This window comes from Ensifer sp. (assembly GCF_031989085.1).
Taxonomy (GTDB): domain Bacteria; phylum Pseudomonadota; class Alphaproteobacteria; order Rhizobiales; family Rhizobiaceae; genus Ensifer.
Genome location: NZ_DALZXU010000001.1, coordinates 15,044 through 30,319 on the forward strand (window position 1 = coordinate 15,044; position 15,276 = coordinate 30,319).

Genomic DNA, 15,276 nt, shown 5'->3' on the forward strand with positions numbered 1-15,276 from the left:
TCTTTGTGCAAGCATCGACCTGGACCTTTGTACGCCGGCTGCAGGGTCGGGATGGATCATACCCAGAACCCGAGAGGGTTAGGCGACGAATGAAGATTTTCACTCGAGGAGACGACCGGTGATCGTGGCTGCCATCTTCGTAGTTTTTCCGTTTTGTCTGGCGTTCTCCGCCTTCTCAGACGCATTCACCATGACGATACCCAATCGGGTTCCGATCATTCTGATGGGGACATTCGCCATCGTCGCGCCGCTTGCGGGGCTCGGACTTTCGGAAATCGCGTTCCACATCGCCACGGCCCTTGCTGTTTTCGGCCTCTGCTTCGTTCTCTTCGCGCTCGGGACCATGGGTGGCGGTGACGCCAAGCTTCTGACGGCGTGCGCCCTGTGGTTCGGCGCCAACGGCTCGCTGATGGAATTCCTGCTTTCCGTTTCCCTGTTTGGCGGTGTGCTGACTGTCGCGATCTTGCTTCTGAGGGCACAGGAGGATTTCATTCTGTCCTCGCGGCTCCCGATCCCGAGATTGCTGTTCACCGCCAACAAGATCCCCTACGGGATCGCGATCGCCGCCGGCGGTTTTGTTGCCTACCCCTCGTCCCCGCTCGTGCAACTGGCGCTATCCAGCCTCCATTGAGCTTGCGGTCGGTGCCGCGGCGCGTGTTCGCGGCACGCAATCAATAAGGTAGGCAATTGTTAACCATGGCCGTAAGTGCCTTGTTAACTATAATTACACCAATTCCTGATCAATCTGCCTCCAGCATCTCTCTGGGGCCTCGAAACGATCATGAAACCGGTTCGCATCATCATCCTGGCAGTGGCCGTTGGTTCGGCTGTTCTGGCCGGCTTGCTCGCGATGAACCTCACGCGTGGACCAGCGCCACAAATGGCGGAGCCGGTCATCGAGCGCGCTCCAACCGTCAACGTGCTGGTCGCCAGCAAGAGCCTGCCCGTGGGGTCGCGCCTTGGCGGCGACCTGGTCCACTGGGTGGCTTGGCCGAAGGACGGCATCGTCGATGGGTTGATCACCGAGGAAACCCGTCCAACCGCCATCGATGATCTCACCGGATCCGTCGTGCGCCTGCCGATCTTCAACGGCGAGCCGGTGCGCAGCGAAAAGATCGCCGACAGCTCCAGCCGCATCATGTCGTCCTTGCTGCCGGCGGGCAAGCGCGCCGTCGCGACCGAGATCACCGTTGCGACCGGTGCCGGCGGTTTCATTCTGCCGAACGACCGGGTCGACGTCATCATGGTACGCAAGGGTGATGGCGAGCTCTTTCTGACCGAAACCGTTCTCAGCAACGTCCGCGTTTTGGCGATCGACCAGCAGGTCGAGGAAAAGGACGACGGATCCAAATCCGTGGTCGGCACCACGGCCACGCTGGAACTGACGCCGGATCAATCCAAGGTCATGACCGTGGCACAGCAGATGGCCGAGCGCATCTCGCTTGCCCTTCGCAGCGTTGCCGACGCGCAGGAACCTGACACCGCTGCCGCGGACTATCTTCTGAGCGGCGACGGTCAACCGAGCATTCAGGTCATCAAATCCGGCTCGATCGTAAAGAACGACGGTTCCGTCGGCCAGGGCCAACAACAATGAGCGATCGAGCGGAGCGCAAGGTGAAACGGAACGGTAACAAATTTCGGGCCTCGATCGCAGCCGGCCTTTCGTTCTGCCTGACATTTTCGGGCATGGCGCTGCCGACGCTGCCATCCGCGGAGGCGGCTGCCTCCTCGGTGGTCAGGATCGTTGAAAGCGGCCCGGGCGTGAAAAAGAAGGTGAGCCTGGGGCTGAACAAGGCCGTCGTCATCGATCTGCCGGCCGACGCCCACGATATTCTCGTTGCCGACCCGTCGCTTGCCGATGCCGTGACCCGCACGTCGAGACGCATCTATCTCTTCGGCAAATCCGTCGGGCAGACCAACATCTTTGTCTTCGGAGCGAACGGCGAGGAGGTCGTCAGCCTCGATGTCGAGGTCGAACGCGACATCGCCAACCTGCAGTCCAATCTGCGGCGCTTCATTCCCGATGCCGACATCAATGTCGAAATCATCTCCGACAACATCGTTCTGACCGGGACCGTGCGCACGCCGCTCGATTCGACGCGCGCCGTCGATCTCGCCAAGGCCTTCCTCCAGGGCGGTGAAGCGACGACGCGCAACATCACCGCGCAGGGCAACAATGGCGACGCCGACATCTTCGCCGAAGACCGGCAGGTCTCGCAGATCGTCAATCTCCTGACGATCGACGGTGACGACCAGGTCACGCTGAAGGTGACGGTCGCCGAAGTCAGCCGGCAGGTGCTGAAGCAGCTTGGCTTCAACGGCCGTGTCGGCGACGGCGAAAGCGGCATCGCGTTCCGTAATCCGGCGAACCTCGGCGATGCCGTCGGCGTCGCGGCGAACGCCGTGATCAAGGGATCGATCGGCGGAACGACGATCGCCAGCTACATCAATGCCATGGAGCAGGCCGGTGTCATGCGCACGCTGGCCGAACCGAGCCTGACGGCGATTTCGGGACAGGAGGCCAAGTTCTATGTAGGTGGCCAGTTCCGGATTGCCGGTGTTCAGGAGGTCGGTACCGGCGAGAACGACGGCATCGAGGTCAAGCGCGAGGTCAACGACGTCGAATACGGCATCAGGCTGAATTTCAAGCCGGTTGTCCTTGGCCCCGGCCGCATCAGTCTCCAGATCGAGACCAACGTCTCCGAGCCAACCTATGAAGGCTCGGTCGTCACCGGCAACGGCATGACCAATGTTCCCGGTCAGACCTTCCTCGGCATTCGCAAGCGCGAGGCATCGACCAGCGTCGAGCTTCCCTCGGGCGGTTCGATCGTTATCGCCGGCCTGGTACAGGACAACATCCGCCAGGCGATGTCGGGTCTGCCTGGCGCCTCGAAGATCCCGGTTCTCGGAACGCTGTTCCGCAGCAAGGATTTCGTCCGCAACGAGACCGAACTTGTCATCATCGCCACGCCCTATCTGGTGCGCCCGGTGCCCAGAAGCGCGATATCCAGGCCCGACGACAATTTCAACGCCGCCAACGATCTCGAAAGTTTCTTCCTTGGTCGCGTGAACCGCATCTACGGCCGCCCGGAAGCATCCGCACCTGCCGGACGCTACCATGGCAATGTCGGCTTCATCTACAAATAGGTCGGGCCATGCAACCGCGAAACAGCTTCAACGAGAGTTCCGAAAGGCCGAGTGCCATGCGCCACAGCACGTCCGCAGTTTCCGCCCGTCATTTGCGGCGCGCTGCAATCCTCGTCGTTGCCGCCGGGCTGCTGGCCGGCTGCGGCACCAAGGACAATCTCGCAACGGGCTCCATCCCGGATGACTACCGCACCCGTCATCCGATCGTGCTGGCCGAGGGCGAGCGCGCGATCGATATCCCGGTCGCCTCCGGCGACCGCCGGCTGACGCAGGGCACGCGCGACGTCATCAGCGGCTTTGCTGCCGAGTACCGCAATTCGTCGACCGGCGTGTTCCAGATCATGCTGCCGCGCGGCTCGGCAAACAGCCATGCCGCGCAAGCGGTGCGCAAGGAGATCCGCGGCGTGCTCGTTGCTGCCGGCGTCCCGGCCAAGCGCCTGATCGAGGCTGGCTACGAGGCTGGCCAGACCGGCGACGCTGCCCCGATTCGCCTCAGCTACGTGGCGATCATGGCGCAGACCGGACCGTGCGGCGAGTGGCCCGAGGATGTGGCGCTCAACACGATGCAGAACCGCAACTACTACAATTTCGGCTGCGCATCGCAGTCCAATCTTGCAGCGCAGATTTCCAACCCAACCGATCTGCTCGGACCGCGGCAGATGTCGCCGATCGATGCGGAACAGCGCGGTCAGGTCATCAAGGACTGGCGCGGAACCGAGAAGAGTGACGGACCCGTCATCATCTTCAATTGATATCGTTGGGATCAGCAGATGAGCACCATTGACTACAGGATCGAAACGGGTGCCGAAGCCGGCGACCTCGGCTTCGATACGGTGCAGCCGGGCGACCTCGATCAGGTCCGCCCGTTGCCGCGCATCTCGATCCATGCGTTTTGCGAGAGCGAGGCCATGCAGCGGCTGATGGAGCGTTGCGGCCAGGATCGCCGCATGGCGAAGGTCAGTCTGCGTATCAACAGCGGTGGCATCGATGCGGCGGCCAACATGTTCGCGACGGTGCCGACGCCGAACCTGATCGTCCTGGAAACATCGACCGAGCCGCGTGCACTTTTGACCGAACTCGCGCCGCTCGCCGCGGTCTGCGATCCGAGCACCAAGGTCGTTCTCCTCGGCAAGCACAACGATATCGCGCTCTATCGCGACCTTATCCGCAACGGCATTTCCGAATACATGGTCGCGCCCGTCGCGATGCCGGACATTCTGGCGGCGATTGCATCGATCTTCGTCGATCCCGATGCCGAGCCCTTGGGACGCAGCATGGCGTTCGTGGGCGCCAAGGGGGGCTGCGGATCGTCGGCCATCGCGCATAACTGCGCCTGGGGTATCTCCAACCTCTTTTCGACCGAGACCATCCTTGCCGATCTCGATCTGCCCTATGGCACCGCCAACATCGACTTCGATCAGGACCCGCCGCAGGGCATATCCGAGGCGGTCTTCGCTCCCGAGCGGCTCGACGAGGTCTTTCTCGATCGTCTGCTGACCAAATGCTCCGAGCATCTTTCGCTGCTGGCTGCGCCGTCGATGCTCGACCGCGCCTATGACTTCGAGGGCGCCGCCTTTCATCCGATCCTGGAGATCCTGCAGCGCAGCGCCCCGGTGACCGTGCTCGATATTCCGCATATGTGGACGGAATGGACGCGCTCTGTCCTTGGCGAGGCGGATGAGGTCGTCATTACGGCGGTCCCGGACCTTGCAAGTCTGCGCAATACCAAGAACCTGCTCGATGCGATGAAGAAGCTTCGGCCGAACGACAAGCAGCCGCACCTCATCTTGAACCAGGTGGGCATGCCGAAGCGCCCGGAGATCGCCGTCAGCGAATTCTGCGAATCGCTGGAGATCGAAGCGGCAGCCATCATTCCGTTCGACGCCATGCTCTTTGGCAACGCGTCGAACAGCGGTCGCATGATTGCCGAGATCGACAAGAAATCGGCAGCCGCCGAAACCTTTTCGCAGCTCGCACATCTGTTGACCGGACGGGCATCGATGAAGAAGGCGCGTCGCGGCGGGCTCGGCAAGGTGCTGGCCGCACTCGGCAGAAAATAGACGACGCATAGAACGGACGGATCAGGAACATGTTCGGCAAACGCGGAAACGAAGGCTTCGGCAAGGGCGGCGCGACGGGTGTCGCAATGCCGCCGATCGCGCCAGCCACGCAAGCGGCAGTGATCGAGCGTGCCGTGCCGGTGCTCGCCGACGCGCATGCGCCCGCAACGCGCGCGCCGTCGCCCGCTCCAGCCCAGAGGAAGCGCCCGGCCCGCAACGAGGATTACTACGATACGAAGTCGCAGGTCTTCTCGGCTCTGATCGATACGATCGATCTTTCGCAGCTCGCCAAGCTCGACACGGAAAGCGCCCGCGAAGAAATCCGCGATATCGTCAATGACATCATCACGATCAAGAACTTCGCGATGTCGATTTCCGAGCAGGAGGAACTGCTCGACGATATCTGCAACGACGTGCTTGGCTACGGTCCGCTCGAGCCGCTGCTGGCACGCGACGATATCGCCGACATCATGGTCAACGGTGCCGGCCAGACCTTCATCGAAGTCGGCGGCAAGACCATCGAATCGGAAGTCCGCTTCCGCGACAACGCCCAGCTTTTGTCGATTTGCCAACGCATCGTCGGACAGGTCGGCCGCCGGGTCGACGAATCGAGCCCGATCTGCGATGCGCGCCTTCCGGATGGCTCGCGCGTCAACGTCATCGCGCCGCCGCTCGCCATCGACGGCACCGCGCTGACGATCCGCAAGTTCAAGAAGGACAAGCTGAAGCTCGATCAGCTGGTGAAATTCGGTGCGATCACGCCAGAGGGCGCCGTCCTCCTCCAGATCATCGGCCGCGTCCGCTGCAACATCGTCATCTCCGGCGGTACCGGTTCGGGCAAGACGACGCTGCTCAACTGCCTGACCGGCTTTATCGACCTCGATGAACGGGTGATCACCTGCGAGGACACGGCCGAACTGCAACTGCAGCAGCCGCATGTGGTGCGCCTGGAAACCCGTCCGCCCAACATCGAAGGCGAAGGCGAGATCACCATGCGCGATCTCATCAAGAACTGCCTGCGCATGCGGCCCGAGCGCATCATCGTCGGCGAAGTGCGCGGACCCGAGGTGTTTGACCTCTTGCAGGCGATGAACACCGGTCATGACGGCTCCATGGGCACGATCCACGCCAATACGCCGCGCGAATGCCTCGCTCGCATGGAATCGATGATCGCCATGGGCGGTTACACCCTTCCGGCGAAGACCGTGCGCGAGATCATCGCCGGCTCCGTCGACGTCATCATCCAGGCGGCGCGCCTGCGCGATGGCTCGCGCCGCATCACCCACATCACCGAGGTGACGGGCATGGAAGGCGATGTCATCATCACCCAGGACCTGATGCGCTACGAGATCGACGGCGAAGATGCCAACGGTCGCATCGTCGGGCGCCACATGTCGACCGGTATTGGTCGCCCGCATTTCTGGGATCGTGCCCGCTACTTCAACGAAGACAAACGCCTGGCGGCGACGCTCGACGCCATGGACAAGGGCTAGGAGCCGCGATGTTCGGCATCAGCATTCCCGTCCTGGCGCTGGCTCTGCTCGTTGCAATCTCTGCAGCGGCGCTCGCCTATGTCGTCCTCTATTCGCGCATCGAGACCGAGAAGAAGGCCGAAGGCCGCATCCGCAAGGTCGGTGCCGCCGAAACGGACCGGGTCAAGGTCAAGGCGGCGCGCGATCGCGTCAGCGAAATGTCGAAGCGGCGCAAATCCGTTCAGGACTCGCTGAAGGAACTCGAAAAGAAGCAGCTGGAAAAATCGGCAAAGACCGCACCGTCGATGAAGGTGCGCCTGGCGCAGGCCAATCTGACGATATCCCTGACCCAGTTCTACATTTTCAGTGCGGCTTTCGGCTTTGTCGCCTTCATCCTGGCCCTCATGGTGGGCGCGGGTCTCGCGATATCAGCCGGCATCGGCATCATTGCCGCGGCCGGTTTGCCGCGCTGGTTCATCGGTTTCCTGATCAAGCGCCGCTGTAAGAAGTTTCTCGAAGAGTTTCCGAACGCGCTCGACATCATGGTCCGGTCGATCAAGTCGGGCCTTCCCCTGAACGATGCCTTGCGCCTCATCGCAAACGACGGACAGGAGCCGGTGAAGACCGAATTTCGCCGCGTCGTCGATTCGCAGCAGGTGGGCCTCAGCGTCACCGAGGGATGCGCCCGCATGATCAACAGCATTCCGCTGGCGGAGGTGAATTTCTTCGCGATCGTCATCGCCATCCAGGCACAGGCCGGCGGCAACCTGTCAGAAGCGCTCGGCAATCTCTCGAAGGTGCTGCGCGAACGCAAGAAGATGAAGGCCAAGGTCAGTGCCCTCTCGATGGAAGCGAAGGCTTCGGCGTGGATCATCGGCGCCCTGCCGTTCATCGTGTCGTTCCTCGTCTATGTGACCTCGCCCGCCTACATGACGGTCCTGTTCACCGACCCGCGCGGGCATCTCATCATCGGCCTCGGCCTGGCCTGGATGTCCATCGGCATCCTGGTGATGCGCAACATGATCAACTTCGATATCTGAGGGGCGGCGATGAGCGACGATTTGATCAAGACACTGACGGATCCCAATATCGTCTTCGCCGTTCTCGTCTCGTTTGCGGTGCTGGCGACGTTCTATTCGCTCATCGTGCCGCTGTTCGAGCGCGGCGACCTCGGCAAGCGCATGAAATCGGTCGCGACCGAGCGCGAACAGATCCGGGCGCGGGAACGCGCGCGGCTGGCGAGCGAGGTCTCGAACGGAAAGGCCAGCCTGCGCGGGCAGCACAACACCTCCGTGCGCCAGGTCGTAGAGCGGCTGAACCTGCGCAAGGCGCTGGTCGACGACAACACCGTCAACCGCCTCAAGACAGCAGGCTATCGCTCCCAGAACGCACTCAATACGTTCCTCTTCGCGCGCTTCTGCCTTCCGTTCGTGTTTCTCGTCATCGCGGTCATCTATATTTTCGTTCTCGGGAATTTCGCCGACAAGCCGTTCATGATGCGGTTCGCCTTCGCCGTCGGTTTTGCCTATGTCGGTTTCTATGCGCCGAACATCTTCGTCGCCAACGCCATCTCCAAGCGACAGCACTCCATTCGGCGCGCCTGGCCCGACGCGCTCGATCTCCTGCTGATCTGCGTGGAATCCGGTGTTTCGATGGAGCTTGGCATGCGCCGTGTCGCCGACGAAATCGCCGGTCAGTCGCCGGCTCTCGCCGAAGAACTCGTGTTGACCACGGCCGAGCTTTCCTTTCTTCCCGAACGCCGTCTGGCGCTGGAAAACCTTGGTCACAGAACCGGGCTCGACGACGTGAAGTCGGTGGTCCAGGCCCTGATCCAGGCGGACCGCTACGGAACCCCGATCGCGCAGGCACTGCGGGTGCTGGCGCAGGAAAGTCGCGACCAGCGGATGAACGCCGCCGAGAAGAAGGCGGCAGCTCTCCCGCCGAAGCTCACCGTGCCGATGATCCTGTTTTTCCTGCCGGTACTCGTCGCCGTCATCCTGGGACCGGCCGGTATCCGGGTCGCCGATAATTTCTGAGCTGCTGCTGCGGCCGCCTCGACGGGGAAGCGATTGCGCAGACGCGTGGCGCGACATTCAGGGCGTGCGCGCGCCCGACGCGTCTCTGATCGCGCCGCCGCCGTTCCGCAACGACCGGCCGCGCGCATCACAGCGGCCGAGCCAGGCCGGTCCGTGGCGAGACTGCCACGTTCGGCAGAATCGCCTGCACGCACGAATGTCAGTTGGTGTTTTTGGCCTGGTCTGCCTTGGCAAGCTCTTTCCAGGCGCCCTGCTGCGACAGCATCGAGCGCAGGTAGGTGACGTTCGCCTCGGCCTGGTCTGCGGACAATTCCTGGCGCGCGATCGTCTCGGCTTCCTGGAAGCGCCCCTGCAGCCCGACGGCAAGAGCGAGGTTCTGCCTTACGCTGCTGTCGGCGCCGGGCTGGCCGGTTGCCGATTTCAGGTAGGTTTCCGCCGTGCGCAGGTCCTTGGTCAGGAGATAGGACATGCCGAGATTGGAAAGGACCGAGGGTTCGTTGGGCTTCAGTTCGAGCGCTTCACGGTAGCGCAGGCGCGCTTCCTGTGCCCGGCCAAGCTGGTCGAGGATCGCGCCTTCGGCGGATTTCAGCTTCCAGTCCGGCCGGTCCGGCGTCTGGGCGCGGCTGATCGTGTTCAAGGCCAGTTCCAGCTGTCCTGCTGCTGCCTGCGCCTTGCCGTAGGCGCCGAGCACCTCGCGGTCCTGCGGATGGTTGATGGCGACCTGCTGCATGACCGCGAGCGCCTGTTCGTTGCGACCGGTCATGCGCAGAAGATTGGCGTAGTTCAGCCCCGCCTCGCGATCCCGTGGGTTCTTTTCATAGGCCTGGCCGATGCCTTCGGCGGCCTGGGACAGTTCCGAGGCGGTCATCGATTGAACCGGCTTCGACGTGCGCGAGATGGAACCGGTCGTCAGCTCCTTCTTCGGCTGGTTGGCACAGCCGGCGACCGACAGGGCGACGATCGTGATCGCGACGCCCTGCAGCAGGCGGGTAACGGTTCTGGAAGAGGTCGTGCGTTTGGCCATCGGTGGTGTCCCCAGCATGCATTCGCGCACCAGAACTCCAAACAACATCGGCGCAACTTTCACTCCAGCAATAATCTGTTAACCCTAACAGAGCGTTAATTGCGCGAATCCATCTCTGTCATTCGAGGACTTCCATGGCCCCCTATCAGTTCATCGAGCGGCCGTCGCCGTTCAACACCAGCGCCGGCAAGACGCTGCCGATCTTCGCGGTCACGCCGGCGCATATCGAAACGGGAGCCATCGATCCGATTGCGCTTGATTGGGCTCGCAAGGCCGGCTTCAAGGCCGAATCGGGCGCCGTGTTGCTGATCCCGTCGTCGGACGGGCATCTCGGCGGCGCCCTTTTCGGCCTCGGCGGCAACCCGTCCGAGGCGCCGTTCCTGACGGGCAAGCTCGCCCGCGCCCTGCCGGCCGGCAAGTGGCACATCGAAACGGCACCGCTGACGGCAAACCGGCTGGCGCTCGGCTACGGCCTCGGCTCCTATCGCTTCGAGCGCTACAAGACGGCCAAGGGCGAGCCACCGACCCTGCTGATCCCGACCGATGCCGATGCGACCGATATCAAGCGCCAGCTCGCCGGCGTCTTTCTGGCCCGCGACCTTATCAATACGCCGACCAACGACATGGGGCCGGAAGCGCTGGAAGGGGCATTCCGCGCGCTTGCCGCACACTATAAGGCCGATGTCTCGGTGATCTCGGGCGAAGCGCTTCTGACGCAGAATTTCCCGCTCGTGCACACGGTCGGTCGGGCGAGTGCCGAAGCGCCGCGCCTTCTCGAGCTGCGCTGGGGCAAGAAGGGTCACAAGAAGGTGACGCTGGTCGGCAAGGGCGTGTGCTTCGACACCGGCGGCCTCGACATCAAGCCGGCATCCTCGATGCTCCTGATGAAGAAGGATATGGGCGGTGCCGCCAATGTCATGGGCCTGGCGTTGATGATCATGGACGCCAAGCTCAAGATCGATCTGCGCGTCATCATCCCCGTCGTCGAGAATTCGATCTCGGCCAATGCCTTCCGCCCCGGTGACATCTATCGCAGCCGCAAGGGCCTGACGGTGCAGATCGACAATACCGATGCCGAGGGACGTCTGATTCTCGCCGATGCGCTGGCCTATGCCGACGAGGAGAAGAACGACCTGCTCGTCGACATGGCGACGCTCACCGGTGCTGCCCGTGTCGCGCTCGGGCCCGACCTGCCGCCGTTCTTCACCGACGATGCAGAACTGGCGCGCGATCTCTCCGACGTGAGCCTCGAGGTCGACGATCCGATGTGGCGCATGCCGCTGCACATGGGCTACGACAAGGATGTCTCTGCGCGCATCGCCGACCTGACCAACGCGCCCGCAGGTGGCATGGCCGGCTCGATCACGGCAGCCCTGTTCCTCAAGCGTTTCGTCACCAACACCAAAAGCTGGGTGCATTTCGACATCTTCGGCTGGGCCCAGTCCGAGCGGCCGCATTCGCCCGTCGGCGGCGAAGCGCAGGCAATACGCGCGCTGTACCAGCATATCGGGCAGATGGCCAAGTAAAGCGCCATGCAAGGACGACCGGCGCGCACCCCGCGCCGGTCGTCGAAAATGAAACGCTTGCGTAACGGTCCGCGGCTATGGTTGCGGGTCACGGGGCAGTCCCGCGCGTCATCGGGACGCGAAGGGGACGCCGTTAGATTGCCCGCATTATCCTCTCACGCAGGGGAATGCGGCCGCGCAGGAGGCGCCATTGCCGATCGAACTGACGCCCTCCCAGGCCCTTGGGCTCTGGCACAAGGTCTCGCTGGAGCAGGTGAGGGTCGATGGCCGCGACCTGACGCTGCGCCAGATGGCGATCCTGCTGCAAATCTATCTCGTGCCGCCACCACACACCGTTCGCGGTCTTGCCGCCACGCTTGGCGTCACCAAGCCGGTGATCACGCGGGCGCTCGACACCATGGGTGCGCTTGGCCTCGTCGATCGCGTCCGCGATGACCGCGATCGCCGCAATGTCGTCATCAAAAGGACAGTCGATGGTGCTCTCTATCTTGAAAAATTCGGCGACCTGATCATTGATCAGGGCCGCAAACAGCCTAAGTGAGTTGACATGTCGACACTTCCCGATCGCCGTCTGAATGCCTACCGAGCCGACCTCGCAGAAAGCCGCCTTCGCGGTGTTGTCGAAGCCGAACGTTATGTGGAGGGCAGCGTCGCCCGGGTGTCCGTGCCAGTGACGCCGCTGCGCGCAAAGCCCGATCTGGCATGCGGAACCGACACGGAATTGCTGCTCGGCGAGAGCGTGCATGTGATCGATACCAATGAGAGCTGGTGCTGGGTCAAGGCCGATCTCGACGGCTATGTCGGCTATCTGCCGGAATATTGCCTCGCGCCCGTCATCAAGAGCCCGACCCATATTGTCTCGGCGCCGCGCACCTTCGTCTATTCCGGTCACGACCTGCGTCTTCCGACCGTCTATCCGTTGTCGATGGGCAGCCGCCTGACTGTCGTCGACGAACGCGAAACCCGAGGCACGCGCTATTTCCTGCTCGATGGTGGCCAGGCGGTAGTCGCCGACCACTGCATCGAGGTCGGCAGCGTCCTGGCGGGTGATTATGTTTCGGTCGCTGCCCGCTTCGTCGAAACGCCCTATCTCTGGGGCGGCCGCTCCGGCTTCGGCATCGATTGCTCCGGCCTCGTGCAACTGTCGATGATGATGGTCGGCCAACACGCTCCGCGCGATTCCGACATGCAGGCTGCGGGCCTGGGTACGCCGATCTCCCGCGAGGCGCTGAAGCGCGGCGACCTGGTATTCTGGAAGGGCCACGTCGCGCTGATGGAGGACGAAGAAACGCTGATCCACGCCAACGGCCACACGATGACGGTTGCGCGCGAAGGCCTTGAAGCCTCGATCGAGCGCATCGGCTGGCTCTATGACCAACCGACGGGCTATCGCAGGCCCTGATCGCCCTGTGTTTCAGTAGCCGGCTAATTTATCGACGACGTGCTGCAACGGCTGGCCCGATTCCAGACGGGCAATCTGCTGTTCGACGTGAGCAAACAGCGCCTTGACGTCCGAGGACGCGGCGACATGCGGCGTAACATAGACATTCGGCATCTGCCAGAAACGGCTGCCTGGCGAAAGCGGCTCCTCCTCGAAGACATCGAGGGAGGCCGCGCCGAGAATACCGGTATCGAGGCACGTCAAGATATCGGCCTCGACCTGGCTGCCACCGCGGCCGCCATTGATGAAGACCGGCGCGCCCAGCGGGCCGTTTCGGCGCAGCCTGGCGAAAAGCCCGGCATTGAAGATGCCCCGCGTCTCCGGCGTCAACGGCAACAGGCCGACCAGAAAATCGGTACGCGCAAGGAAAGTGTCGAGTTCGTCGCCGCCATAGGTCTCAATGCCCTCGACGGCCTTCTTGCCACGCGACCAGCCGACCACCTTGAACCCCATGGCCGAGAGCTTGCGGGCCGCATCCTGGCCGAGAACGCCCATGCCCATGATGCCGACGGTAACGTCGGCCGCTTCCGGTTGGGACAGATCGCGCCACTGGCGCTTGGCCGCGAGCGCCTCGTAGGTCCGGTGCTGGCGCAGATGCATCAGGCATTGCATCACCACCCACTCGCTCATGCGCGTCGTCAGGCTGCGATCGACGAAACGCACGAGCGGCACTTCCGGCAATCCCGGCAGCGTCAGCACATGGTCGACCCCGGCGCCGCCGGAGAACACCACTTTGAGATCGGGCGCCCTGTCAAAGAGATCCGGTGCCGATTTCCACACCACCGCATAGTCGATGCCGGAGAGGTCGCGATCGTCATGGATGGCGTCGGCCCGATTGATCACGTCGCGGTCGGGAAAGGCGCCTTTCAGCGCAGCCTCCACCTCTTCGGGGATGAACTTCAGATCGACGATGACGGGGCTTTTCGACATTGCGAGGGCTCTACTGGCGAATGGCTGAGAGATTGACGGCTTCGAGGTTGAAGGCGGCGGCCATCAGCGCCTTCGTGTAATCTTCCCGGGGCGTGTTGAAGATACGCTCGGCCGGGCCCTGTTCGACCACCTTGCCCATGCGCATGACGATCATCTCGTTGGCCAGCGCCCGCACCACCTTTAGGTCGTGGCTGATGAAGAGGTAGGCGAGATCGTGCTTCTGCTGCAGGTCGCGCAACAGGTCGACCACCTGTGCCTGCACGCTCATGTCGAGCGCCGATGTCGGCTCGTCCAGCATCACGAATTTCGGCTTCAGCACCATCGCCCGCGCGATCGCGATGCGCTGGCGCTGGCCGCCGGAGAACTCGTGCGGATAGCGCCAGCGGGTGGCGGGATCGAGCCCGACCTCCTCCAGAGCCGCCGCGACAAGCGCATCGCGGCCGTCATCCGATAGCGCCGGTTCGTGGATCTTCAGCCCTTCGGCGATGATGTCGGCAACCGACATGCGTGGGCTGAGCGAACCGTAGGGGTCCTGGAATACCACCTGCATGCGGTTTCGAAGCGGCCGCATTTCGCGGAAACTGTAGGCATTGATGTCCTTGCCGACGAAGGCGATCCGCCCCTTGGACGAGATCAGTCGTGTAAGCGCCAGCCCCAGCGTCGTCTTGCCGGAGCCCGATTCGCCGACGACGCCGAGCGTCTGGCCGGCGCGCAATTGCAGGTCGATGCCGTCGACCGCCTTCACGTGGTCGACCACCTTGCGCAGGAACCCGGCCTTGATCGGAAACCACACCTTCACATCGTCCGCTTCCATGACGACCGGCTTGGAGGCGTCGGAGGGTGGCGGGTTGCCCCGTGGCTCGGAGGCGAGCAGATGGCGGGTATAGGCATGTTGCGGATTGGCGAAGATCTCGGCGGTCGGCCCGGTCTCGACGATCTTGCCCTTGGTCATCACGCAGACGCGGTCGGCGATCTTGCGCACGATGCCGAGGTCGTGGGTGATGAACAGCATCGACATGCCGTGGTCGTCCTTGAGCGTCTTCAAGAGCTCGAGGATCTGCGCCTGCACGGTGACGTCGAGCGCCGTCGTCGGCTCGTCGGCAATCAGCAGCTCCGGTCGGTTGGCGAGTGCCATCGCGATCATCACACGCTGGCGCTGACCGCCGGAAAGCTCGTGCGGATAGGCGCCGAGCCGCTTTTCCGGCTCGCGAATGCCGACCTGATTGAGGAGTTCGAGAATGCGCGTGCGGGCGGCAGCACCTTCAAGCCCCTGGTGCAACTCGAGAATCTCGCCGATCTGCCGCTCGATCGGGTGCAGCGGGTTGAGCGATGTCATCGGTTCCTGAAAGATCATGGTGATGTCGTTGCCGCGCACATGGCGCAACTCCGCATCGCTGGCTTTCAGGAGATCCTTGCCGTTGAACCGGATCTCGCCGCTCGGGTGGCTTGCCGAGGGGTAGGGCAGGAGCTTCAGGATGGAGTTGGCGGATACCGACTTGCCCGAGCCGGACTCGCCGACGAGGGCTACCGTCTCGCCGCGTTTGATGTCGAAGGAAATGCCGTCGACCGCCAGCGAGGTGTTGCCACCCTGATGAAAGGCGACCGACAGATCGCGCACGGAGAGAATGGGGTCGGTCATC

General features: G+C 63.0%; 14 protein-coding genes. 11 read left to right on the forward strand and 3 right to left on the reverse strand.

What is annotated here, in order from left to right:
- The first annotated feature begins 118 nt into the window (after positions 1 to 118).
- The 8 genes from RTP54_RS00080 to RTP54_RS00115 all read left to right on the forward strand — a co-directional run bounded on the left by RTP54_RS00080 (position 119) and on the right by RTP54_RS00115 (position 8,715).
- The gene (locus tag RTP54_RS00080; RefSeq protein ID WP_312359848.1) at positions 119 to 631 is read left to right on the forward strand and encodes a prepilin peptidase; all 513 of its coding nucleotides are present in this window, start codon (positions 119 to 121) and stop codon (positions 629 to 631) included.
- Positions 632 to 781: 150 nt separating this feature from the next.
- The gene (cpaB, locus tag RTP54_RS00085) at positions 782 to 1,594 is read left to right on the forward strand and encodes a Flp pilus assembly protein CpaB (RefSeq protein ID WP_112809388.1); all 813 of its coding nucleotides are present in this window, start codon (positions 782 to 784) and stop codon (positions 1,592 to 1,594) included.
- Entirely contained in the window at positions 1,591 to 3,147 is a 1,557-nt protein-coding gene (locus RTP54_RS00090; protein ID WP_312359850.1) for a type II and III secretion system protein family protein, read from the forward strand. Before cpaB ends, RTP54_RS00090 begins: the two co-directional genes overlap by 4 nt.
- 56 nt (positions 3,148 to 3,203) lie before the next feature.
- Entirely contained in the window at positions 3,204 to 3,899 is a 696-nt protein-coding gene (locus RTP54_RS00095) for a CpaD family pilus assembly protein (protein WP_312359851.1), read from the forward strand.
- Between the two features lie 18 nt (positions 3,900 to 3,917).
- Positions 3,918 to 5,207 (forward strand): CpaE family protein, encoded by a 1,290-nt coding sequence (locus RTP54_RS00100; RefSeq protein WP_312359852.1) that lies wholly within the window; start codon positions 3,918 to 3,920, stop codon positions 5,205 to 5,207.
- 29 nt (positions 5,208 to 5,236) lie between these two features.
- Positions 5,237 to 6,700 (forward strand): CpaF family protein, encoded by a 1,464-nt coding sequence (locus tag RTP54_RS00105; protein ID WP_112809384.1) that lies wholly within the window; start codon positions 5,237 to 5,239, stop codon positions 6,698 to 6,700.
- An 8-nt stretch (positions 6,701 to 6,708) separates the two neighbouring features.
- Complete coding sequence (locus RTP54_RS00110; RefSeq protein ID WP_312359855.1) at positions 6,709 to 7,719, forward strand: type II secretion system F family protein; 1,011 nt, start codon at positions 6,709 to 6,711, stop codon at positions 7,717 to 7,719.
- 9 nt (positions 7,720 to 7,728) lie between these two features.
- Positions 7,729 to 8,715, forward strand: coding sequence for a type II secretion system F family protein (locus RTP54_RS00115; protein WP_312359856.1), 987 nt, complete (start codon positions 7,729 to 7,731; stop codon positions 8,713 to 8,715).
- 199 nt (positions 8,716 to 8,914) lie between these two features.
- On the opposite strand, the gene RTP54_RS00120 is transcribed toward RTP54_RS00115, so the two are convergent.
- On the reverse strand, positions 8,915 to 9,739 hold the full coding sequence (locus RTP54_RS00120) for a tetratricopeptide repeat protein (protein ID WP_312359857.1): 825 nt from the start codon (positions 9,737 to 9,739) through the stop codon (positions 8,915 to 8,917).
- A gap of 134 nt (positions 9,740 to 9,873) precedes the next feature.
- Between RTP54_RS00120 and RTP54_RS00125 the strand changes: the two genes are divergently transcribed.
- From RTP54_RS00125 to RTP54_RS00135, 3 genes are all read left to right on the forward strand, one after another.
- Positions 9,874 to 11,265 (forward strand): leucyl aminopeptidase family protein, encoded by a 1,392-nt coding sequence (locus RTP54_RS00125; RefSeq protein ID WP_112809380.1) that lies wholly within the window; start codon positions 9,874 to 9,876, stop codon positions 11,263 to 11,265.
- 190 nt (positions 11,266 to 11,455) lie between these two features.
- Positions 11,456 to 11,806, forward strand: a complete 351-nt coding sequence (locus tag RTP54_RS00130) for a MarR family winged helix-turn-helix transcriptional regulator (RefSeq protein ID WP_312359863.1) — start codon at positions 11,456 to 11,458, stop codon at positions 11,804 to 11,806.
- A gap of 6 nt (positions 11,807 to 11,812) precedes the next feature.
- Positions 11,813 to 12,667 carry an NlpC/P60 family protein gene (locus RTP54_RS00135; protein WP_312359866.1) on the forward strand — a complete coding sequence of 285 codons (855 nt, stop codon included), beginning with the start codon at positions 11,813 to 11,815 and terminating at the stop codon, positions 12,665 to 12,667.
- Between the two features lie 12 nt (positions 12,668 to 12,679).
- Here RTP54_RS00135 and RTP54_RS00140 read toward each other — a convergent pair whose 3' ends face one another.
- Positions 12,680 to 13,636, reverse strand: a complete 957-nt coding sequence (locus RTP54_RS00140) for a glyoxylate/hydroxypyruvate reductase A (protein ID WP_312359867.1) — start codon at positions 13,634 to 13,636, stop codon at positions 12,680 to 12,682.
- Positions 13,637 to 13,646: 10 nt separating this feature from the next.
- Positions 13,647 to 15,275 (reverse strand): ABC transporter ATP-binding protein, encoded by a 1,629-nt coding sequence (locus tag RTP54_RS00145; RefSeq protein WP_312359868.1) that lies wholly within the window; start codon positions 15,273 to 15,275, stop codon positions 13,647 to 13,649.
- Position 15,276: the final 1 nt, after the last annotated feature.

What these genes read in the sequence shown, in the direction of transcription:
- cpaB (WP_112809388.1), top strand. Translation starts at nt 782, where the DNA reads ATGAAACCGGTTCGCATCATCATCCTGGCAGTGGCCGTTGGTTCGGCT.
- RTP54_RS00090 (WP_312359850.1), top strand. Translation starts at nt 1,591, where the DNA reads ATGAGCGATCGAGCGGAGCGCAAGGTGAAACGGAACGGTAACAAATTT.
- RTP54_RS00095 (WP_312359851.1), top strand. Translation starts at nt 3,204, where the DNA reads ATGCGCCACAGCACGTCCGCAGTTTCCGCCCGTCATTTGCGGCGCGCT.
- RTP54_RS00100 (WP_312359852.1), top strand. Translation starts at nt 3,918, where the DNA reads ATGAGCACCATTGACTACAGGATCGAAACGGGTGCCGAAGCCGGCGAC.
- RTP54_RS00105 (WP_112809384.1), top strand. Translation starts at nt 5,237, where the DNA reads ATGTTCGGCAAACGCGGAAACGAAGGCTTCGGCAAGGGCGGCGCGACG.
- RTP54_RS00110 (WP_312359855.1), top strand. Translation starts at nt 6,709, where the DNA reads ATGTTCGGCATCAGCATTCCCGTCCTGGCGCTGGCTCTGCTCGTTGCA.
- RTP54_RS00115 (WP_312359856.1), top strand. Translation starts at nt 7,729, where the DNA reads ATGAGCGACGATTTGATCAAGACACTGACGGATCCCAATATCGTCTTC.
- RTP54_RS00120 (WP_312359857.1), bottom strand. Translation starts at nt 9,739, where the DNA reads ATGGCCAAACGCACGACCTCTTCCAGAACCGTTACCCGCCTGCTGCAG.
- RTP54_RS00125 (WP_112809380.1), top strand. Translation starts at nt 9,874, where the DNA reads ATGGCCCCCTATCAGTTCATCGAGCGGCCGTCGCCGTTCAACACCAGC.
- RTP54_RS00135 (WP_312359866.1), top strand. Translation starts at nt 11,813, where the DNA reads ATGTCGACACTTCCCGATCGCCGTCTGAATGCCTACCGAGCCGACCTC.
- RTP54_RS00140 (WP_312359867.1), bottom strand. Translation starts at nt 13,636, where the DNA reads ATGTCGAAAAGCCCCGTCATCGTCGATCTGAAGTTCATCCCCGAAGAG.
- RTP54_RS00145 (WP_312359868.1), bottom strand. Translation starts at nt 15,275, where the DNA reads ATGACCGACCCCATTCTCTCCGTGCGCGATCTGTCGGTCGCCTTTCAT.